This window comes from Candidatus Gullanella endobia, from assembly GCF_900048035.1.
Lineage (GTDB): Bacteria > Pseudomonadota > Gammaproteobacteria > Enterobacterales > Enterobacteriaceae > Gullanella > Gullanella endobia.
Genome location: NZ_LN999832.1, coordinates 913,668 through 938,041, shown reverse-complemented (window position 1 = coordinate 938,041; position 24,374 = coordinate 913,668). Strand labels below are relative to the sequence as shown.

The following is a 24,374-nucleotide window of genomic DNA, read 5'->3' as shown; positions in this document are numbered from 1 at the left end:
TTCAATAGAGTTTTATATCAAAAGTGCTATAAATTTTTCCAGTAGTAGCCATATAAGAAATATAATCGTAATAATACAGTATAAATAATATATGTATATTATACTTTGCATTATACTACGATAGTGAGGAATAACAGTCCTATTACTGAAATTTAAGCCATATTTATAGTCATAATAAAAATATAAGATTATCTAGTAGTTTAGAAGTTTATATAGCATTACTATTGAAGATATAATGAGAATGAAGTGAATGGTAATCATTTGAAATGAATAACAAATATAACAAAGAAAACATAATAAAGCCTGTAAGGTTGTTTAACTTTAATATAAAATATTATTAAGTCCCTAAATATGAAAAACTATAGCAAACAAGTAAACCTTATAATAAAGCTATAGGTTAAACGCAAAATATTAGTTACAGTATAAATATTAGCTCCGATTATTAAATAATAAAATTAGTAGTGATACTAAATAAAATCATTAACTTACTAGTGTGTATTTCAAAAATATATAGCATCTCAGATAGTATAAATAGGATATTAACAACATATCTCCTAGATTTTTACAAATAAAATCTAAAATAATATAAAGCATACTTTTTGAAATTGCTATATTTTTTCTAAAATTAATAACTATAGAAAATATACTAAAAAGACATAGAACAACAATCTATATTCTTATTTTTCAATATAGAAAAATAGTTAATAATGTATGAATAATATTCATATAAATAAAAGCTATGATCTAGAGAAAGCTAAATTACAAATTTTATTAGTATGATAACTAATATATCTTTTTCATCTTTCTTAATATATCTAAGTACTATACTCTGCTAACCGGAGAAATAAGGTAGTTTATGATACGTTTTACCATATTTATCATTAAGTTATCCGATAACGATAGTAACTTCTTAATTTATAGGATATTTAGTATCAATATTATATTTTCGATATAAAAGATAAATAAATAGCTTGTATATAATATAATTTCAATTAATATATTGATATCCATAAAAACACGATAGATTTAATTAATAGTTTAAACTTTAATAAAAATTAAATGAACGTACTATTAAAAATTAGATATAATAAATATTAACAATCAATATAGAGTGTTAGAATGGCGAGATTACTTTTTATAATTCCAGGATAATCTCTTAAAAATATTAATCATTGTACTATGTACTATATTTCATTTTTTCTTCGATTAATATCGATATTATGTTACTTAATAGTTAATTAAAAAATTAATGAAAAAATAAATACAGAAGTAATAAAGAGATTTATAATCTGTTTATCTATTAAGAGATTTAAAAACGATTTAATAATGAAATACTAGATAAAAACTAATAACTAGTATGAAATATCTGTCTCTTAGCTAATAAACTGAATATATTAATAACATTAAAAATGTATTATTAGTAAATAAAATTGTATTATTTTGGCTTAAATCTTCTCGATCATTGATATCGATTTAATAGCATTTAAACCGCTAAGTTATATATTACTAATAAATAATTAATACTTCTTATTATCAGAGTAGATTAAAAAATAAGCAAAAATATTTTTGTTTTATTCTAGCATTAATTATTAATAATACTAGCAATTATTAAAATAATAATACTCTAAAATTTATATTTAATGATTTGATGTATTAAAATTATAAAATAATCTAATATAAACTAGATCTATATAAATATAACAGATTATTAACTATTATTTGTAGTGATTTAACGTTTTATTAAAATGAGCTAACATTATTATTGATAGCTCACATATAAATACATAAAATTATTTTTGATATTAATTTAATAATTATTTTTTAAAATATATATAAATCGAGTTTTATATAAATGCTTATATACTCATAAAGATATAAATTAATATTTTACATTAGTCTGATAAATATCAAAGACAAAGATTATTTAGGTTATATTTATAATTGACAACTAGAAAATATTTTCTTCTAATTTTTTAGAATTTAATTGATTTCTATCATGAAAAATTAGATCGTTAGTGACATTAATTATTATTTCTATCTACAACTTGGAAATGTAGAGGTATTGAATTTAAATAATAGATAAAAATATTAGATACGTAGTTTACCTATTAACTTTATAAAGTTAGCATAAATTTATTATAATAATTAAATACTTTTAATTATTATAATAAATAAAATTACTAAGGATTTAGTCAAAATAATTTATTATTTTTAAGCTAATTTGCTTTGCTATTTAATCAATATCTATAATATTAGATAGAATATTAATCTATTTCTTTTTTCTATAAATATGAATATATACAAATATACTGATATTTTTCATACTATCTTGTTATATGACTATTGCAATAAAAATATAATAAGTTTATCAAAAGCATAAGAGCTAATTAGATGATCATCTTAATAGAAATTAAATGTTAAGAAATGTATTTTTAACATCAAAGAAATTAAAAAATATTATCAATTTCATCTATTCGTAATAATAGATATCTATCTATATCGGATAGTTCATACAATCAGTATTAGACATAAAAAATTTTATGTTATTTCTCTATCAGAATCACACAATTATTTATTATTAAACAAGATCATTTATTAATTTTATATATTTTCAAGTCATAAAAATTCTTTTAGTGATAGAAAACTATTGGAAAAACTATAAAATGAGAATAAACATGGAAAAGATAAGATTAAGGTAATTTTAATAACACTAATAATATTAGTAATTACTATATATTATACTTACTTTTTAATATTAAAAGTAAGTACTAGTTTGAAAAGTAATATTTAATTAGAAAAAATAGCTACAACAAGATTTTTAATAAAAATAAACTAATAATTATAGCATATAGAATGCTTTTATACTAAAAACCTAATGAAAATAAAATTTAAAACTTCATTAAAAAGCATTTAGTATTATGCTATAACATATAACCTCCATGAATATATTTATTAAATTTTTAACTTTTATATTTTTGTTCTCTTATAATGAGAATAAACTAATTTTTATTTCACTCTCATTCATTAAAATTATAGACTTTCGATTAAAGCAAAAAATAATAGTATCTTACTATTACTATAATATGTAGAATTAGACACAGTACATAATCCTAATATAAAATGGTCAGTTTTAGTTATTTTTACTAATTTACTACTACACTTTAATATTTAATAGTGAAAATTAAATAGTTAAAAATCAAATTTTTATTTTAAAATATTTCCTTATATCATAGAAGGGAGTATTAATATGAAGCTCTATTCATCCCTATAATTAGAATAATTTGACTGTCAGTCAGCTATTAAAGGTAACTAATTGATAAATTTTCTAGTTAGTCTTATCTATTAATTACATTACACAGAATATTTTATGACCAAAATACTTACTTGGCAAGATACTCTTGCAAATGAAAAAACTCTACCTTATTTTCGAAAAATATTAGCGTTTATCAAAAAAGAGCGACAGTCTGGAACAACTATTTATCCTCCAGATAAAGATATATTTAATGCTTTTCGTTTTACAAAACTAAATGAAGTAAAGGTAGTGATTCTTGGTCAAGATCCGTATCATGGACACAACCAAGCTCATGGTCTTTCTTTTTCAGTCAACCCGGGTGTTCCAATTCCACCATCTCTACTAAATATTTATAAAGAACTAGCTAATGATATTCCTGGCTTTGTTATCCCAAATCATGGTTATCTCAAAAGTTGGACACAACAAGGTGTAATGTTACTTAACACGATACTAACAGTAGAAGCGGGAAAAGCACATTCCCATGCCAATCTAGGCTGGGAAATTTTTACTGATAAGGTTATCAATGTCCTAAATTTACAGTGTAAAGGCATTATCTTTCTACTCTGGTGTTCTCATGCCCATAAAAAAAGTAGAATCATCAATCTTAAGCATCACTATGTACTTAAAGCACCGCATCCTTCACCTCTGTCTGCCCATCGTGGCTTTATTGGTTGTCGCCATTTCTCCAGAGCTAATGCATTATTAGAACAACAAGGTCAATGTCCTATTGATTGGTCATTGACATTACAGGTACCATAAAAATATCCTCCCTACATGAAATAAGGAGAGAAAGTAATCATATAACTAAAAGAAGCAGAAAAAATATGCATTAGTCCTTTAAACTTACCAATAGTAATGATTAAAATATAGGCAAAAACTGCTAATTAATAGTTTTATATAAACCATGAAAACCAGCAAATAATTCAGCTATCTGTGCTCTATCGAAGGAAATAGCGATCAATACACTACTACTTTGAGTAGTAGATTAAAATATTAGCTTTTAGCTTTTGATACTGCAACCATTGCTGGTCGAATAAGTCGACCATTAAGAGTATAACCTTTTTGAATTACCATTATTACCTGATTAGGTTTATGTTCTTCCGATTCCAACATTGTCATTGCCTGATGCAGCTCAGGATTAAATGGCACGTTCGTATGTTCTACTACATCTAGACCAAACTTACGTACTGCATTTAGCAATGATTTGAGTGTTAGTTCTATTCCTTCAATCATAGATGCCAGCTCAGTATTTTCTTTATCTGACATATCTAACGCACGTTCTAAATTATCGATTACTGGTAATAACTCACTAGTAAAACGCTCCAGAGCAAATTTATGAGCCTTCTCAACCTCCTGTTCACTTCTACGCCGTACATTTTCCATTTCTGCTTTGGCACGAAGGACACTATCTCGTTCAATCTGCTGTATTTTAGCCAACGTTGCTTCTAATTCAGCAATACGCTCATCTCGAGGATCCACAGTGCTAACTACTTCAGGTTCCTCTTGTGTCTGTTGCTCTTGCTCCATATCTATATTCTCTTGAGAGACCTTTTCAAAAGAGGTATTCTGTTCTTTACTGCTCATTATGCGTTTTCTCCGTGGTTCAGTACTACTCTTAACCATAGGTATTATGGGGATGAATAATTAGGATTCAAGAGATAAAGCATAATGAGATTTTGTAAAAAATGTCAGAGATTAGCGATAAAAGAAATAGTATTTTAAAATATTTGTATCGTTGATCATCTATATTATTACAAGTATTAGTTTTAAGTGATCTTTATTCTAATTTAATATTAGCAAAATTATTTACTGTATTATTAGAACGATTTTGCAAATAAAAATATTTTCGCAATTATAATATTATGTAATAGACATTAATATCTAGATTAATCTAGCTACATGTATGAGCTAAAATACCTATCGTAAAAATAAATTTATTATTCGTAATACTAAGTGAAAGGTAATAATGAAGCACAATACTAGTACTATGTTAAGAATATTAGAAGTTTATTTGGTTATCTTTTATTAATAGAATAAAGATCTAATATACTAAAGATTAAGCTATTTATTATACATTATAACTAATAAACTGATTTATATTATATTTTAATATTGATTACTACCTGTTAAAAAAAGAATGTACTATTGTCAATTTTTTAATAGTTCAATATAGAGATATTATTAATCCAATTTTATTATAGAAAACGCTACCTTAGTCAATTAATATGAGTAAGGTATAAAACAAATCATAAACGCTAAGTAACATATTTCTAGTTGACGCAGTTAATTTTTATCTTTCGCCTATGTAAATTTTTAAAAAACAATACTACTAGTAAGGTCGATTATTATCGACGTATTATTTAATAAGGTATAAGAAAAATTAGCTACTCAAAACTAATATCGCTAAATTCATATAAATATGACTAAGAAATAGATAGCCTATATCTTTAACCTTCGCCAATAAAGGATCTATTGAATTTAAATATCTAGTATTATATTTTCTTCCGTGGATCAGATTATAAAACTGCTTCATAGAAAATGCTGATGTTAATTTTTAACAATAGTAATATTTTGATATATATTAATAATAAACTGATGTTTTAAGATCTAGTCATTACTAGTTAATGATTATTTCAAATACGGATATTTTATCATAGAGTAAATAATTTTGATCTAAATACTAGAAAAATAAATTTTATTGACTCAGCGATTGAAAACTATAACTATATTATTTATTATCATCTTGCAATATGCTGATTTAGCTAAATTAGCTTTTTTATTAAACTTAAGATTAATATAGAACTTAATATTTCTTAATCTCTTTAGAGAGATAAAATTTTTAATATTTATTAAAAATTAAATAGTTCTTCCGCTAAGTAAATTATATCACTCTTATTTATTAATTAAGAGCTCAGGTAATAAAAGATTTATTGATACCTAATTCTGAGGTATTCAGATCTGTAGTTAATTTTTCTATTCTGCTTGAGATTAAATCAGTGATATAGTCTAAAATAAATTTCGGATAGAAGTCAATATTTTTAACTAGGATTAATATTTTTCTAAACTAATAAAAGATAAATGTAAATCATACAGTACTATATTGTATAGTTTTTTATATTTAATTAATCTATATTTATAGATTAATTAAATATAACTATGTTTCTTTAAAGAAATAAAAAAATAATTACATGTACTATGGAACTCAGTATGATTAAAATTGATTTTCTTTGTAAGAAAATCTTTTCTTTCTCGAAATTGACTATACAATATTATACGTTATGATAGAAAAAAAAATAAGAAAAGCTGATTATACTGCTATTGCACAAAATAAACACGCTAAATATGAATATTTTATAAAAAAAGAATTTGAAGCAGGCGTTTCCTTACAAGGATGGGAAGTAAAAACGCTACGTGCTGGTAAAGTAAATATTAGCAACAGTTATATAACGCTCAAGAATGGAGAAGCTTATCTTTTTGGTGCTACTTTTCAGCCATTGATGACAGCTCCCTCATATATTATCTATGAACCTATGCGAACTCGCAAACTTTTGCTTAATAAACGTGAACTAGATTCGCTATTTGATTATGTAAATCGCGAAGGTTATACTGTTGTACCACTTTTGCTTTACTGGAAAAAATCGTGGGTAAAAATAAAAATCTGTGTAGCAAAAGGTAAAAAAAGATTTGATAAGCGAGTAAATATTAAAGAACGCGAATGGCTTTTAAATAAAGCGCGTATTATAAAACATATTAGTCAATAGGTTATCTTGACATTATTGGTTTTCTATGAAAAAATGAGAATTTCGGGGCTGATTATGGACTTGACGGGATTTACGAAACCTAAAAGCGCATGCCGAGGTAAGGTTGCCTCGTAAAAAACCTTAAAAAAATAATTGCAAACAATCCGCAATTTGAATCTAATGCTGCTTTAGCAGCTTAATCAGTTTAATAAACTGAAGATTCCCTCTCTCCCTAGCCTCCGCTCTTAGGACGGGGATCAAGAGAGGTCAAAATAAAGAGAGATCGCGTGAATGCACTGCCTAGTGCTAAAGCGTTAAAACTAATCAGGCTAGTTTGCTAGCAGTCTGTTCGTCTTACAGCTAGCAGGTGAATAAAAAAGACTGAACTAAGCATGTAGTACTGAAGGTGTAGAAGTTTCGGACGCGGGTTCAAATCCCGCCAGCTCCATTATTTTAGTAATATGAAGTAGTTTATAGTATTTATGTTTATTAGAAATTAATGATAGTTAGAAGAATTTACTATTTATGAAATCTTATTTTTAGTATCTTTGTTTCTCAGTTTATTACAATCGGTACTAAATACATAAATTTTATTTAAAATTTATGTATAAAAACTTGTTAGTTTTAATAAAAACATATCTAAATACAAGGCTTATAAAGTAGTTTAACAAATAAAAACACAATTAATATTATATTTTCCTTATAGGAAAGTGGAAATAAAAACGATGGATAATTAGTATTAATTCTCTAATTAATAGATAGAAATATTATATTAGATTTTATTGTGGTTTATTTTTGTTAAAATTATTAGAATCCTACCCGGGACGAGATTTGAACTCGTATAGCTAAAAGCTGAAGGATTTTAAGTCCTTTGTGTCTACCGATTCCACCACCCGGGCATTGTAAAATATAAAATGGAGGCGCGTCCCGGAATCGAACCGAGATAGACGGATTTGCAATCCGTTGCATAACCACTCTGCCAACGCGCCTTATTTCATCGATTAGTTTCATGTTTTAAATATTTTATCGATAAATGATCAAATTCTAATTTTTTTAAAAAAATTAATTTAAAATAATTTATCTGCTCTAAAACATAAAGTAGATAAATTATTACTTGTATAAGAAATAATAGCAAGTTTTTTTAGAAAGAGATATTTAAATATTTATATTATAGTTAATCTAATCTAACATTGCTATTAGACATCCAATAATTTTTGATCTGAACTATTCAATTAATTCTTATCTAAGGATAAATAAGCTTTATTTTTATATATGTATTCCATAGAATTAATACAAAAGTAAGCTTATAAAAAAAGGGGATATCATCGCACAGAGCTCTATAATATACAAAAGTTGGTCTAATATTATGTTATCCTTATATAACTCGTATAATATCATTTATCACAACCAGGAAAACTGTGATCATATATTGATATGATAAATTTCACGTACATAAGCAATACAAAGTAGTTATCATTTATAAGTTTACTGATTTTTAAAATACTTATTTTAATATTTAAATAAATCGCGCCAGGCAGCATATAAATACTGAAACATAGACCAAAATGTCAATAGTGCCGCTATATATAGTGCAGCAATGCCTGCTCCTGAGACGATTTCGTCAGGTCGCCATAGTAGTGCTACTAATGCAAGCATTTGAGAAGTAGTTTTGACTTTACCAATCCAGGAAACTGTTATATTATTACGTTTTCCTATTTCTGCCATCCATTCGCGTAAAGCGGAAATAATAATCTCGCGAGCAATCATTGTTGCCGTTGTTAACGTAATCCACCATGAATGAAAATGCTCTGTTACTAGTACTAGAGCTATAGCAACTATCAATTTATCAGCAACAGGATCTAAAAATGCACCGAATCGAGTAGTTTGTTTCCAACGACGAGCTAGAAAACCATCAAACCAATCTGTTATTGACGCCAAGATAAAAATCAATGCACAAGATACAGGCGCCCATTTAAAAGGTAGATAAAATGTCAGAACAAAGAATGGTATCATTACAACACGAAACATTGTAAGCCAAATCGGTATATTTAGTTGCATAGTACTTTGGTAAACATATGACAAGAGCAGAAATTATAACTATCTTGCTACATTGCTACTAGTGTTTTAGCAAATTAAGTCCTTTCTGTTAGATTATTTTTATCTTTTAGTAAATTTTATTGCTATGAATAGTAATTCATATAGTTTTTTAAATTATTTAAGGTGAATTTTATTACATAAATTTAATGAAGGTAAATAAAATATTAATAATATTTTCTTGTTACGAAGCAGAAAAATACATTGAAAAATTAGTCTTTCTATACAAAATTATTTACAATCATAAGAATTACTTGGATAACACTTATGCTATTTACAATTAAATTTATTAAAATACTTTACTAAAGTAATCATTTTATCAGAAATTTTCTTTTTTTTTAATATGCTATTTTAATGTTTTCTATAATAAATCACTAGATTTATAACAAGATAATTATTAGAAATATTAAATTATAATATAATATCTATTACTACGATAGTTTTAATAAAATATATATCACGCTATACTATTTATTTAGATGAATTTTAATTAAAAAATATGATTGGTATGTGGATATATTTAAATATGGATCTTTCTTATTTCACGAAATTGACAATTTATCAAGTAGAATTACCTCAATATCTGTATATAAGTTTTAAGGTTTAACGTTATTTATCTAAAATTTTTAATAAATAATTTAGAATATATAATATTTAATCTAGTAAATAAGAAATACCTAAAGATAGGTTATCTCTTAAATGATTCAACGCAAGAAAATTTTACAAAATATTTATAATAAAATATACTTTAAAAAAAATACTATTTTAACCTGACTGATTTTATCTAAATAAATTATCTAAATTAGTTGAATATATAAAAATTTATTATGAATAACATATATAAAATCCAAATAGATACATAATATTCTGACTATCAGAACTTAAATTTTATATATTGATTCTGTTTTTTGCATTTTTATAGGCTATTACATGATTTAATAATAGCATCTAGTATACTTGGATTTTTTCCTCGTTAAGCACTATAATTATAACTATTTCTATAGTAATAGAATAGTTTAAATAAATTGAATTATTGTCACAATCATAGACATAATTATTTTTTGAATTAAAAATTGTAATTATAAACTTATTATGAATTTTTTAATAAGTTAAAACTACTGTAGTTTTGCTAGATATTTATAGAGATAAAGAAAACTAGTAAATAACTGTTATATGTTCTTTTTAATTTTCATTTTATTTTTAAAAAACTCAATAACTTTTCACAGTGATGTTTTCATAATTACAACTGTATCAGTATCTCAGCTCTTATAGATAGAATCGGGATAATGCTTTATAAAGTATTGAAATGAAATAATTTTTGTCATATTGTTTTTATCTAATGCTAACATCACTGCTTCTTTATATTTTATACTAACATCTAATTTACTAATTTCAGTATCAGTAGTGAGCGACTTATACTAAAAGTTATTAGTAGAAATAGATGTCTAAAGTTGACTATCAGCAGATGTAGTTTTCCTATGTCTAGAAAAAATGTTGATATAATCGTCAATCTTTTTTCCACATAATATATCAGTAAATAAGAACTGTACGACGATTTTTAGCGTAAGCTAATTTATTGTGGCCAAGTACAGCTGGTTTCTCTTTACCATAAGATATGACATCGATCTGATCAGTAGAAACACCTTTATTATGAAGATACATTTTTACAGCATTGGCGCGACGCTCACCTAGAGCAATATTATATTCTGGTGTACCAAGTGCATCTGTATGTCCTTCAATGATCACTTTATTTTTTGGATTATTGCATAAGAAATTAGCATGTATATCAAGTACATGAACGAATTCAGATCGAATATTATGTTCATTCAAATTAAAATAGATAATATTATTGCAATGAAGATCCTGTATTTGAAGACGAGCTTGATTATCGGAATGAACACTGTGGCTGCTGATGTTTATATTATTACTTGTATTATCGATAATAGCAGCTTCATTACTATTATTAGCGTTTTTATAAAAACTACATGCAGTAATTACTACTATAGGTATCGTTAATATTAGTCCTTTCATTATTTTGTTTAGTTTCATTTCATTGTCCTTTTTAATTTGCTGTATTTATATACATTATAAATATGGAGATCATACAGGATTTTAACTTGCCCATTGGTTACTGAAAAAAATTGATTTGAAACATTCATCAATAGAAATTAACTTTAACATAGAACTAAATCCTTGCGTAGTACTGTAGATAACCATTGTTCTATTAGGAGAAATACTAGGAGTTTTATCTAGAAAACGTATCTGTCAATACTGTAACAGTATTTGTTAACGAATCTAGTTTAGTAAAATGCTGTATGTTATTATTAATGTTAATCATTACTAAAAATTTATCATCTTGGCCAACATTCGAATTTTGATTCTGATAACCTATTCCAAGACAGAAATTGCAATATATCGTTATTAATATTAATTTTATACACTTAAGGACGATCACTTTAATTGGAAGTATATGCTAGTGTAAAATTATCTGGAAACCAGCTCAATTACGTATTATCACTTCAATCTTCAGTTACTAATTCACTTGACCTGAATTTAAATCCATTACGTATATATTTATATTACCTCTCTTTGAGAGTATGAAAGCCAATTTAATACCATTAGATGAAAAATGAAGCACTATTATGTTGAGAAAAACTTGAAATGTCTTGATTTTTTTTCATTATCTAATGCTTGAATAAATAGCGCTGATTGACCGCTTTCAAAGGTGATATAAGAAAGCCTAGTTCCATTAAGTAATCAAACTGACGACGACATCAGTGACTGAAATGAACGATGTACCAGAATCTGGTTAAAACTATTATAATCCGAAATGCGCAGTTCATATAAATATTGACCACTATTGGTTTGAACAATATAAATAATACGAGCACGGAAAGCACTTTCTTAATATCAGTGAGTTTTTCAAAGGATTTATCGTTAACAGTATGAGCAGTATAATTTAGCTATTTTGTATAACATTAAACTGATTTAATGCCAAAACGATTCCTTGGTTATCAAAGGTATCTACTAATTAATAAGAAACCGCATAGCTATCGTCGGAAATTGATTTTGTCTTCCCTACTACTACGATATCGATGCTAAGCTCTTTCTAAACATTTAATACTACTTCTGAAGTAATACTTAGTTTCTTTGAAAAATAAGATATATCAATAGGATTGAATTTACCGCTATTACGCAGGTCGACAGAGATTATGCTATTAACATCTTTTGGATGCAGTACTAGATCCTATTTAAATAAAACTACACCGATAGGCTCTTAGTTATCTATATCCATTCCTTGAATGATTTCAGTACGCATTTTCGCATGAAGTACGAAAGCTAATAAAACAAAAAACTAACGCTATTCGAAATATATACTTTATATTATTTCCTAAAACAAAGATGGGTTAAAAATTAAAAGTGTAGAACTCTAAACCTCTTTTATTAAAGATACTTTTATTTGGTAACTTAAATAATACAGTGAAGTAATAAATTGATAAATAAGTACTTAATAACTATCTTGTTCTATTATATATTAGTGAAGTGAAAATCTAAGCATAATATTTTTAAAATTTTCATAAATATACAAGTTTAGATAGTTTTGTGTTCTTATTAACTGTATTGCAGAAATTACTGCTTGGCATAACGTTGGATTACTTTCATCAGAACTAACAGAAATCAACGTGTCATTATTAACTATTTTGATATATAGATCGCAAGTTTTACCGTTATAGCTAGAAATATTATAAAAATTTTCTACTAATAGCTTTGATAAGCTGTACGTTATAAGTATTAATTTTAGTATTGCTTATACCAATTTTCCATTATTTCTTATCCATTTAGATTTATTTCCTAGACTTAGATATATTTTTAATATTAATTAGTTTATTTAGCAAATTATCTGCTTTGCTGATTTATTTATTAATATATTTTGTTACTTGATTGGATTTAACTCTAGTATTAGTTTCTATTTTCTTCTGTATGATCGCTAAGGATTGTTTAGCCTCAAATTGCGATCTGAGTTTCACCAAATATATGATCTTTTCCTATGCTAATATTTCTAATTCAACCTGTATCGTAACTTTATTAGCTTTTTTCCTAATTGATCTGCTGATGCTATCTTTTTATTTGCTTATAGTAATTGTATCCCGATACTATCGTATCGGGATTGACCATTATAGCATCAATAGATAACTCATTTTTTTCTAGCACTTTTTTTCGACTGATACATTAAGCTCCAGAGTAATACAACTATTATAATGAAATGCAATATAATTGATAAAATAATATTATATTTAAACTTGTCGTTTTGTTTAGTAAACTTAAAAAATAATAAATTTCCAACAGGATTAACAAGAAATAGTAAGTATTATAGAATGTATTGTTAGATAGGATATATCATTAGACCAAGTGATTTTATGCCGGCTTGATATAATAAATTAAGTACTTTAATAATTTCGTTATAAGGTATGTCTTTAACTTCACTTATTACAAATATTGTTTTAAGATTTATAGTAGTACAGGCGTGTATTTCGGAAACTACTTTTTCTGGAAGAAATGCTCTTTTCGTTTATGATTAACTACTAGAACGTATTCATTGATACTAGAAAACTCAATGATTACTATTTGATTATAGTTACTACTAATATTTCTAAAGTTACTAGTATTAAGTAAATCTGCTTTGCTGTTCTAGATAATAATCGGCGCTGTTGTTACAGAGATTAATACTAATACTAAAAACGCATCAAGTTAAAAGGATAATAATCTAAGATTTAATATTCTTTTTTTTTGAATATCTTCTTATCATGACGACCTTACCTTTTACTTATTTTGCTCTTATTAGAGAATATCTTACGGTGAAGGATAGCAATAAATTCTTCAGTAAAATTATCATAGTTCTTCTCAAGCTTGTTAACTCGTAAACTTAGGCGGGTTAAAAGCAATCATTGCGAGAATAGAAGTAAGTAGACTCATCGAATTAGAAATAAGTATTTCGACTATCATAATAGCCAAACGGTTCTAAAGAGACAGATGTATGATAGCTTATATAAGCTATCATACTAAAGAAAGGTATATTGGTTTCCAATACTTTCAGTTCATAATTATCAAAATATGCACAGTACGAAAATCACCTTCTATTAATGCTTCAAGAACGTGATTATTAACATCATAAAGATACAAAAATTCTTTGAAACCAGCATAAAATCTGCTTAGAACCACTCAGATTATCACGATGTATCATGCTATTTTTAATAGCGGTTGGGTAATTTAATACCGGACCGAAATTTTTTCAAATCCTTCAGTTTTGCGTATAGCTAAATTTAAAATATTGGAACGCTAAATAATGATAGCCTGTAAGGTGATAGAAAAAATATCAAAACCAATATAACAAATTTTACTAAAAACTTGCTTCTAATAACATATTAAAAATATTCATTTTAGTTAAAAATGAAGGATGGATATAGTAAGCACAATTATTTTCTTACTATAGATTAAGATATATGATTATAGCGTCTAGTCTTTCTTATCAAAAAATTGTATACTAATATTTAGTACATGTTGTATAAGGTTACAATAATATGCTTAAGGAAAGCAATTTTTTTTGATTTCCATTGCAATTAATCGATTAGCTTTACAAGCCAAAATACTCTATTAGTATATCCTAGCTTGCGAATATTATATTCGTGTTAATAAATATTGATGAAATTTTTCGGTGAATATAAATATAAAGCGATATAATCTAAAAACATATCAAATATGTTGCTGGTTTCAGTATTTTATATATAAAAATTAGTTACTGAATATTTCACTCTATCTACTATACATCACTAATTTCTCTGGTAACAGGAGAAAACTAGACACTAATATCATTGCTAACTGTTTTTCAAAACTACTATCTACTAAATCAAAATTATTCTTTCTTATAATAAGAATATTAAATTGGTGTTAATAAGAATATATTGAAATAAAATTTTTAAGATATGAAGTAATTCTTTAATAAAAATCTAAAAATGTGATATTTAAATTATTATTTCAAGGAATTTTTGTTTTGAGTATTTTCTAGATGCTCAAGAGTTAGTGCAGTAATGATGCCAAAAGCACAAGCTAGAAGAGTTCCTAAAATCCAAGTAAAATACCACATAGCTAATATCCTTTTATTTCAGTATAAATAATGCGTATTTTGTTCAATATATTCTTTCGTAATACGACCAAACATCTTATAATAACACCAAATAGTATATACTAGCATAATCGGTATAAAAATAATTGCTACTAAAGTCATAACTTTTAATGTTTCTAGTGTTGAAGTTGCATCCCATATGGTTAAACTAGCATTTGGCATTGTACTGGACGGCATAATAAATGGGAAAAGTGTAATCCCTGCAGTTAAAATAACGCAAGCTATACTTACTGAAGAGCAAATAAAAGCCCAAGCGCTTTGCCCTACATAACTAAAAGTAATTGTCAGTAGTGGTAAAAATACACTCAAAGTTGGTATGATCCATAATTCTGGATGTGTTTTATAATTAATTAACCATGCTCCAAGTTGATGCGCTACTTCTTTATGTAATGGATTTGACTGAGCAGCCCGGTCTATAACAGAGGTAATAATAAAACCATCAATGCCAAAAACGATCCAAATACCAGCCAAAAAGAAAGTTAAACTTGTCAACAATGCAGTAATCTGAGTTATGCCACGCATTTTCATCTGTAAATCACCACTGGTTCGCATTTGAAGATAGGTACCGCCCTGAGTTAAAAACATTGCCAAACTTACAATACCTGTCATCAAGCTAAACGGATTGAATAGCTGTAAGAAATTACCAGTGTAATATAATCTTAGATATTCATCTACGTGGAACGGAACGCCTTGTAATAAGTTTCCGAATATAATTCCTATTACTACTGGAGAAATAAAGCTACCAATAAATATTCCCCAGTCCCATAAATTACGCCAGCGCATATCATTAATTTTAGATCGGTAGTCAAAACTAACTGGTCTAAAACATAGTGAAGCTAATATTAAGATCATAGCAATATAAAAGCTAGAAAATGCTGCAGCATAAACCATAGGCCAAGCTGCAAATAAAGCTCCGCCGGAGGTAATAAGCCATACTTGATTACCATCCCAATGTGGGGCGATAGTATTAATCATAATGCGACGTTCAATATCATTTCGGCCAAATAAACGCATCAGCATACCTACACCCATATCAAATCCATCAGTAACAGCAAAGCCGATGAAAAGTAGACCAATCAATATCCACCAGATAAAACGCAATGATTCGTAATCAAACATAACTCTTTTCTCATAAAAATTGTATTATTGTACGCTTATTGAAGAAGATAATTTCTCAAAATAGTAATTTCCAGTTTTCAGACTACTTGGCCCTAAGCGAGCGAATTTAAATATCAGATATATTTCTGCTAGTAAAAATAATGTATATAGCCCACAAATTAATCCCATTGAAAAAAGTATTTCATGAGTTGTAAGAGTTGAGTGAGCAATATAAGTTGGCAAAATTTCATTAATAGCCCAAGGCTGACGGCCATATTCAGCAATAAACCAACCCGATTCAATTGCTATCCATGGTAACGGAATTCCATAAAGCATGGCATATTGTAACCAGCGTGGCTGACCAATACGGTTACGAATAACAGCCAAAAAACAAAAAGCAATTAGCATTAGCATAATCACACTACAACCTACCATAATACGGAAAGAGAAATAAAGTGGTGCTACTTGTGGAATAGAATCCCTAGTTGCCTGGCAAATTTGTTGCTCATTAGCCTGAGTAATATCGTCCGTATAGCGTTTCAGAAGCAACCCATAACCTAAGTCTTGCTTGCTATTTATGAATGCTTTACGTACGATAGGATTGGTATTTCCTTCACGCAATTGTTTTAATAAACTATAAGCCTTCATTCCATTACGAATACGAATTTCATGCTGTACCATTAGATCTTTCAGGCCAGTAATATGGCGATTTGTTGAACGGGTTGCAATAATTCCCAGTACGTAAGGAATACGAATCGAAAAATAATTGGTTTGCTCTTTTTGGTTTGGAAGGCCAAATAAAGTAAAGGATGCTGGTGCTGGTTCAGTATTCCACTCTGCCTCGATTGCAGCTAACTTGGTCTTTTGCACATTACTCATTTCATAACCAGATTCATCTCCTAGCATAATGACTAACAGTACCGACGCTAGACCGAAAGAAGCAGCTATAGCGAAAGAACGCTTGGCAAAAGCAATATCACGACCTTTTAATAAATAAAAAGAGCTGATACCAAGGATAAACATCACGCTGCTACAGTAGCCAGCAGTTACAGTATGAAAAAATTTTACTTGTGCTACTGGGTTGAATATTAGATCGATAAAACTAATCATCTCCATACGCATGGTTTCATAATTAAAATCTGAAGCAATAGGATTTTGCATCCAACCGTTAGCTACTAGAATCCATAATGCAGATAAATTAGAACCAAGTGCTACCAGCCAAGTCACCGCCATATGCTGTAATTTGCTTAATCGATCCCACCCGAAAAAAAACAGGCCAACAAAGGTCGATTCTAAAAAAAAGGCTATTAATCCTTCAATTGCTAATGGTGCGCCAAATATATCACCGACATAATGGGAGAAGTATGACCAATTAGTACCAAATTGAAACTCCATAGTAAGACCGGTAGCTACACCAAGAGCGAAGTTGATAGCAAATAACTTACCCCAAAACTTGGTCATATCTTTATAAATTTGCTTACCTGATAACACATAAACTGTTTCCATGATCGCCAATAAAAACGACATGCCTATGGTGAGAGGCACAAACAGGAAATGGTACATCGCTGTTAAAGCAAACTGTAATCGTGATAGTTCAACGATATCAAACATGATGACTCCTTCTTCCTGTTAGGAAGAATCATATATGTGCTACTAAGTTATCTTTCATAATTGACTTAGCTTAGAGCGTAGTAAGTAATAAAATATTTATAATTATAATTAACGATTTGTTACTTTTAATTTTTAGAAAAAGGAAATAGAGTTATAGATTGAATTAATACTAAAATTACACTAGCGAAAAATAATACTAATATCTCTTATATTATGCTTATAAAAATTGATATGTTTATAAAATATTTACAGAGAAATATTTTATAAACATTACTAAGGTATTCTAATAAAAATAATACAAAAAGTAAGTAAATAACAATATAAAATATTAGCCACTGTGTAGCAGTGTTATTTGCTATATATTAAGTATTTTATATATAACCATTACGTTACCTATGTTCTTTTAACGATACTAACTAATTATTATAACGCTAGTATTTCCCTACATTATTAGATTTAATAACCGAAGCAAAGTGTAATTTATAAATATTAAGATTAGTTTTTGCTTATATATTCACATTCAACAAAAGAAAAAATTTTATTACTTATTTATGAATTAAAAACTACTATAGTTTATAGTATCAAAAGAATCTGCTTATATATAGTTTTAGAGTAATATTACCCCTTATAATTTATAGGGAAGAGTACAGCAGTCATCTGCTTTTTCAATAAAGTAGATAACTTAGTTTGATAAAATCAATTTTAGTGCTTGACCAATATCTGTCAAACTACGTACGGTCTTAACGCCAGCAGATTCTAAGGCGGCGAATTTTTCATCTGCCGTACCTTTACCCCCGGAGATAATTGCGCCAGCATGACCCATCCGTTTTCCCTTCGGAGCTGTAACACCAGCAATATAACCTACAACCGGTTTAGTGATATGATTCTTAATATAGACTGCAGCTTCTTCTTCTGCCCTACCACCAATTTCACCAATCATCACAATAGCTTCTGTTTGCATATCCGCTTCAAATAGCTTAAGAATATCGATGAAATTTGAGCCAGGAATTGGGTCTCCGCCGATTCCAACGCAGGTTGATTGTCCAAGACCAATATCGGTTGTTTGCTTTACCGCTTCATAGGTTAGAGTACCTGAACGAGATACAATACCAACTCGACCTGGCTGATGAATATGTCCAAGCATAATACCAATTTTACATTCTCCAGGAGTAATGACACCTGGACAGTTTGGTCCGATCATACGCGAACAACTTTTTTCAAGCTTAGCTTTCACTGTTAGCATATCTAGCGTTGGTATACCTTCAGTGATACAGATAATCAACTCAATACTAGCATCAACAGCTTCTAGTATTGAATCTTTACAAAATGGTGCTGGTACGTAGATAACTGATGCTTTTGCACCAGTTTTATCAACAGCTTCTCGCACAGTATTAAATACTGGCAAACCGAGATGTCTACTACCGCCTTTACCTGGCGTGATACCACCAACCATTTTGGTACCATAAGCCAACGCCTGTTTAGAATGGAATGTTCCCTGATTACCGGTAAAGCCCTGGCAAATCACTTTAGTATTTTTATTAATCAAAATAGACATTATTTTACCTCTACTGAAGCAATAACCTGCTGAACTGCATCGGTCAGACTTATAGCAGCAATGATGTTCAATCTACTATTTGCTAATTGCTTTACACCTAGTTCAGCATTATTCCCTTCTAGGCGAACTACTACGGGAACGTTGACACCCACATCAGATACCGCTCCAATGATACCATTAGCAATTAAATCGCAGCGAACAATTCCCCCGAAAATATTAACTAGAACTGCTTTAACTTTTTTATCTGATAAGATAATTTTGAATGCCTCAGAGACACGCTCTTTATTAGCACATCCGCCAACATCTAGGAAATTAGCTGGTTTTCCGCCGTGTAATTTAACAATATCCATTGTTCCCATTGCTAGACCAGCCCCGTTTACCATACACCCAATATTACCATCTAGCGCTACATAGCTTAACTCCCATTGGCTTGCGTATGCTTCGCGTTCATCTTCTTGGCTATGATCACGCATCTTGTATAACTCTGGTTGTCGGAATAACGCATTATTATCAACACTTATTTTTCCATCAAGACAGATAAGATTACCAGTGTTAGTAATCACTAATGGATTAATTTCTAATAGATCTAAATCTTGATCTAAAAACAGCATTGCTAGACCTATGAAAATTTTACTAAATTGAGAAATCTGATTACCGGTTAAACCTAGTTTAAAAGCTAATTCGCGGCCTTGATAAGGCTGCGGACCCGTAAGTGGATCCAAAGCTATTTTATGAATTAGATTCGGTGTTTTTTCCGCCACCTTTTCAATCTCTACTCCACCTTCGGTAGATGCTAGAAATACCACACGGCATATATCGCGATCGATAACTGCTCCTAAATAAAGCTCTTTGTAGATTTCGATAGTTTCTTCAATTAGAATCTGATTAACAGGTTGACCTAATGTATCCGTTTGATAGGTTACTAGACGCTTACCTAACCACTGCTCAGCGAAATCATAGATTTCTTTTTTTGATTGTACTACTTTTACACCACCAAATTTACCGCGACCACCTGCATGCACCTGACATTTTACTATCCATGGACCGGAGCCGATTTTTGAAGCGAATACTTCTGCTTCATTCGGCGTATTACAAGTATATCCTTTTGGAGTAGTGAGACCATAATGAGCAAATAGCTTTTTTGCCTGATATTCATGTAAATTCATGATATTTTTCCATATTTATTTCTAATTTTATCTTAAGAATATCAGCGGAACTATATCGCATCGCTGACATTTAGCATAAAAACTATTGTCATAGTATAAATATTAAAAATGAATAATATTTTTGAGTATCTTTTGAGCTTTAATTAGGAATCTAACAGATTTTCTTAGTTAATAAATCTATACTCATAATTAATCATAAGATAATGATAATATATCATTTTAAAATAAACACTCATTATTCTACCGTTATTAGTTAATCTTTAATTACATGTATACTTAGAATTACATATTTTGATAATATTAATCAATATTTATTAAAATTAATATAGATATAAATATTAATAAATATGAAGATATGAGATAATAAGATTATATAGATTATATGTCGATAATAGCAAAGTTATAGATAGTTAACTCTTAAAATTTAAATTTTTAATCGTTGCTTTTAATAACTAAATATTGCCTTTAAAAGGCAATATTTTTCATAAACATTATTCAATACTAATATTATTAGACCACGAAACAAAGATAATGCGATGCTGACGTCATAACAGCTATAATAAATCATATCTTTAAAATTAGTATATATTTACTTATTTAAAATATCTTTTAAAATTGCTGCTATACTCTTAGTATAGAAGAACATAAAACCTAAATTAATGTCATAGCGCTTTTTAGACATGAAAATATGCTATTTATACATATCTATGATTAGATATATAACATTTTAATTGTATTAAAAGTAGTCAATATAGTTTTGCTATTTGCTATTTTTGCTTCTAGCAGGTATTCTATTATGTGTTTATATTTTCGTAGATAGATTATCAGGATATATTTTACTAAAATTGCTGAGAATTTAAACGATTTTGTAGAGATTAGTGATATGCTTTTCGATATCTTCGTAGGTAAGGTATCTACTTGAATTATCGCTTTTAATACTTAAAATATAGCGAAAATCGATAGATTATTTTTCCCTCTTTAATAAGCTTACAAAAACCTGAATTATAGTACTCTAGTTTAAATTTATAGTTTTATTATTTTGCTTGTCACCTAGCTGATACTTTGAGACTAGGCAAAAATATCTTTTTTGTATTTATGATAAATAATCAAGCTAGCATCTTTGTTTTTAAACATTAATCAAAAATATAACATTATCTTTAAAATGAAAGTAATTTATTAAGAGCTACTGTATTGATTTTAATTTCAAATTTTATTTCATTGCATTGCAACATTACATATTATGATCGGGTTATTATCGGGATTTTATACTAGTGATAGTGGTAATGTGATAATAGATATTGAGTCTAGAGCTAGTGCTGGCTGAAATAATAGGTAATTTAATTCTTGCAACTTTTCTTGAGGCTAAACAAAATCATACAAATATCGATAAATGCTAATACTTTATAAACCAATTGGATAAAGTTATTTGATATTTATCATAGTAAATCTAAACTGCTACTTTCACTGTTGATCTAAAAATTGTAATAAACTTTACCGAAATACATCATGATGTGTTTAATGATTGTAGAATTAATATTACTCATATCATCAATAGTCACCTAAAAATTTCAGTTAACTGATTCATTAAAAAATAAAAATTACTATGATTAATATTGTTATAAAACAACGAAATATAGTTATAATTATTGTTTTGTAATGTTTTATTGCATAGATAAATAAAAACACTCTCATTTACTAAAGTAGTATCAGCTAGAATCTTAGTACTTATTACTTATTTATACAGTAAATTAACGCTTAAGTAATACTTATTTTCATCTAATTGTATTACTTTCATTCTGCTTATAATTTAGATAGCGCTTCTAGATAAAAGAACATATATTAACTAATTTTCTGATACATCTTGTATGATGTGTTCATCTTGTTTCAATTTATTCCCGAAATATATTTGCTATAATACATACTAGACGTAGTACAGTAGTCTTTACTACAGTTAGTATAGTAGTTTTAGAAAGTAGTAGTCTTTACTGCTCTTAGAGAGAGTAGCAATATTGTAGTTTGAGAAATAATTATTTCGGATTATATAAAGCATCGAATACCTTTTATTTTTCTAGTATGCGTTAATTATATAACATTTTTAACTCATTAATTTTATTACAGCTTTAACTTAAATACAATACTAAAACAATCATAATAAGATATTACAAAAACCTAATGCTAAACGAATAATCAATACTACCTATTTTTATAATCTTCAGTTTTGAATTATCTTAATAAGATAGTAAAATACTAAGCAAACTTATATCATGAGGATTAGAGATAGCAAAACTGCATTATTAGCCAATAAAAAATTGTTTTGTTAGGTAATTTAGTAATAGAATTTAGTAATAGAATGATCTTGAAGTTATTATTTTTTAGTTCTTAATGAAATTCGAAAATTTTATAGAATCATAACTAATAATAAATAATTTTATCTTAAGATTTTCTGGAAATTACTTTCAGTTCAATGTTTAAAAAATAAAATTAAAATAAAGAACTAATTCTTGTTTTTATAGATTTTTAGAATGAAATTATTGTTTTTATCAAAACAGAAAAGAAATATCTTGATAAAATCAAATATTTTATCTATTTGGATGAAAATATAAATTAATTCTAGTATGAATAGAAAAAATTTTTAAATTTACTTTATATAGAGCTGATTTTACCAGCCAAGTGATCTAAAGTTAGATACATTTTATTATGTATTTATACTTCATTTTTTCTGTATTTAGTCTAAATATAATAACACTTAATAAGTTAAGTTAGTTAATCATCTCTGCTAATTATCTTTATAGAAATAAATTATAAAAACGCTTAACTAAACAAATTCTTTAATTAGTCTGTAAAACATTTTATGTTCTATCAGTTCATTAGATATAAAACGATAAATTTGGTCAGATGAAGCATTTCGGAGAATAGAAATAGTAAGATAAGTAGCTCTATAAGTAGCTCTATAAAAAGGAAAATTCATTGATAAACGAAATATTAACTTCTTATTAACCTTAAGATTAATAAGCGTATTTTACGCTAAAAATAGCCAGTAGCACAAATATTACTTATTTTAGTCTAAAGCAAACTAATAAATATAAGCTAAACGAATTTTTTAAGCTCTATCATACTAATTAGTAGTAGCATCTTTTTTTATCTAGAGATATTAATAAACTGTTTTAATAATGATTATTTAATTTTAAACATTTAATATTTTATAATATATCCGAAGTTTAAACATTTAATATTTTATATATATCCGAAGTTTCTGCTTAATAGATATAGATTTCTATAATATCAACCATAAAAAACAAATACTCTAATATGATCTATTAAAATAATACTTTATCTTTATTTTAAAAGATGCTATTTATTTTAGTATACAGAAAAGATCATGATAATGACATCATCATCCTGATCTTTTCTAAGATAAATAAATATTAATTAAAATAATTATCTTTGAATAGAGATTGTTAATCTTCGTCTTTTTTTAAATAAAAAGACAGTTTTATATTTTCAATTCTATATTGTTTCTAGAATAATTTTATACATATCTAGTAATTTCTTAATTACTGATACAATCGGATATTTTGATTTTAATACACATATCTCGCTATCATTTTTAATTAGCGTTATTGAGAAAAGTAATAAT

Annotated in this window: 11 protein-coding genes, 2 tRNA genes, 1 other RNA gene and 1 pseudogene; 3 read left to right on the top strand and 12 right to left on the bottom strand. The window is 27.3% G+C overall.

Annotation, left to right across the window (positions count from 1 at the left end):
- Positions 1-3,367: 3,367 nt before the first annotated feature.
- Positions 3,368-4,051, top strand: a complete 684-nt coding sequence (ung, locus tag FVIR_RS02585) for a uracil-DNA glycosylase (RefSeq protein ID WP_067498606.1) — start codon at positions 3,368-3,370, stop codon at positions 4,049-4,051.
- A 234-nt stretch (positions 4,052-4,285) separates the two neighbouring features.
- Here ung and grpE read toward each other — a convergent pair whose 3' ends face one another.
- Positions 4,286-4,876 (bottom strand): nucleotide exchange factor GrpE, encoded by a 591-nt coding sequence (gene grpE / locus FVIR_RS02580; protein ID WP_067498604.1) that lies wholly within the window; start codon positions 4,874-4,876, stop codon positions 4,286-4,288.
- Positions 4,877-6,570: 1,694 nt separating this feature from the next.
- On the opposite strand from grpE, the gene smpB reads away from it, so the two are divergent.
- Both smpB and ssrA read left to right on the top strand, forming a co-directional pair.
- Positions 6,571-7,053: an SsrA-binding protein SmpB gene (gene smpB, locus FVIR_RS02575; RefSeq protein WP_067498603.1), complete on the top strand. Its 483-nt coding sequence runs from the start codon at positions 6,571-6,573 to the stop codon at positions 7,051-7,053.
- 44 nt (positions 7,054-7,097) lie between these two features.
- Positions 7,098-7,483: a transfer-messenger RNA gene (gene ssrA / locus FVIR_RS02570) on the top strand.
- A gap of 365 nt (positions 7,484-7,848) precedes the next feature.
- Here ssrA and FVIR_RS02565 read toward each other — a convergent pair.
- The 11 genes and pseudogenes from FVIR_RS02565 to sucC form a co-directional block, all read right to left on the bottom strand.
- Positions 7,849-7,931, bottom strand: a tRNA-Leu gene (locus tag FVIR_RS02565).
- A gap of 16 nt (positions 7,932-7,947) precedes the next feature.
- Positions 7,948-8,021 (bottom strand) — tRNA-Cys (locus FVIR_RS02560).
- A 520-nt stretch (positions 8,022-8,541) separates the two neighbouring features.
- Positions 8,542-9,090, bottom strand: a complete 549-nt coding sequence (pgsA, locus tag FVIR_RS02555) for a CDP-diacylglycerol--glycerol-3-phosphate 3-phosphatidyltransferase (protein ID WP_067498601.1) — start codon at positions 9,088-9,090, stop codon at positions 8,542-8,544.
- Positions 9,091-10,656: 1,566 nt separating this feature from the next.
- Entirely contained in the window at positions 10,657-11,175 is a 519-nt protein-coding gene (gene pal, locus FVIR_RS02550; RefSeq protein ID WP_067498599.1) for a peptidoglycan-associated lipoprotein Pal, read from the bottom strand.
- A gap of 63 nt (positions 11,176-11,238) precedes the next feature.
- Positions 11,239-12,364, bottom strand: a pseudogene (tolB, locus tag FVIR_RS02640) (Tol-Pal system beta propeller repeat protein TolB).
- Positions 12,365-12,661: 297 nt separating this feature from the next.
- Complete coding sequence (locus FVIR_RS02795; protein WP_408605367.1) at positions 12,662-12,913, bottom strand: cell envelope integrity TolA C-terminal domain-containing protein; 252 nt, start codon at positions 12,911-12,913, stop codon at positions 12,662-12,664.
- Between the two features lie 2,241 nt (positions 12,914-15,154).
- The gene (cydX, locus tag FVIR_RS02545) at positions 15,155-15,268 is read right to left on the bottom strand and encodes a cytochrome bd-I oxidase subunit CydX (RefSeq protein WP_067498596.1); all 114 of its coding nucleotides are present in this window, start codon (positions 15,266-15,268) and stop codon (positions 15,155-15,157) included.
- Positions 15,269-15,286: 18 nt separating this feature from the next.
- A complete protein-coding gene (gene cydB / locus FVIR_RS02540; RefSeq protein WP_067498593.1) occupies positions 15,287-16,426 on the bottom strand; it encodes a cytochrome d ubiquinol oxidase subunit II in 1,140 nt (379 codons plus the stop codon).
- Between the two features lie 24 nt (positions 16,427-16,450).
- Positions 16,451-18,016 (bottom strand): cytochrome ubiquinol oxidase subunit I, encoded by a 1,566-nt coding sequence (cydA, locus tag FVIR_RS02535; RefSeq protein ID WP_067498590.1) that lies wholly within the window; start codon positions 18,014-18,016, stop codon positions 16,451-16,453.
- A 682-nt stretch (positions 18,017-18,698) separates the two neighbouring features.
- Positions 18,699-19,571, bottom strand: a complete 873-nt coding sequence (gene sucD, locus FVIR_RS02530) for a succinate--CoA ligase subunit alpha (protein ID WP_067498587.1) — start codon at positions 19,569-19,571, stop codon at positions 18,699-18,701.
- Positions 19,571-20,737 (bottom strand): ADP-forming succinate--CoA ligase subunit beta, encoded by a 1,167-nt coding sequence (sucC, locus tag FVIR_RS02525; protein ID WP_067498584.1) that lies wholly within the window; start codon positions 20,735-20,737, stop codon positions 19,571-19,573. The genes sucD and sucC overlap by 1 nt, the downstream gene beginning before the upstream one ends.
- Positions 20,738-24,374: the final 3,637 nt, after the last annotated feature.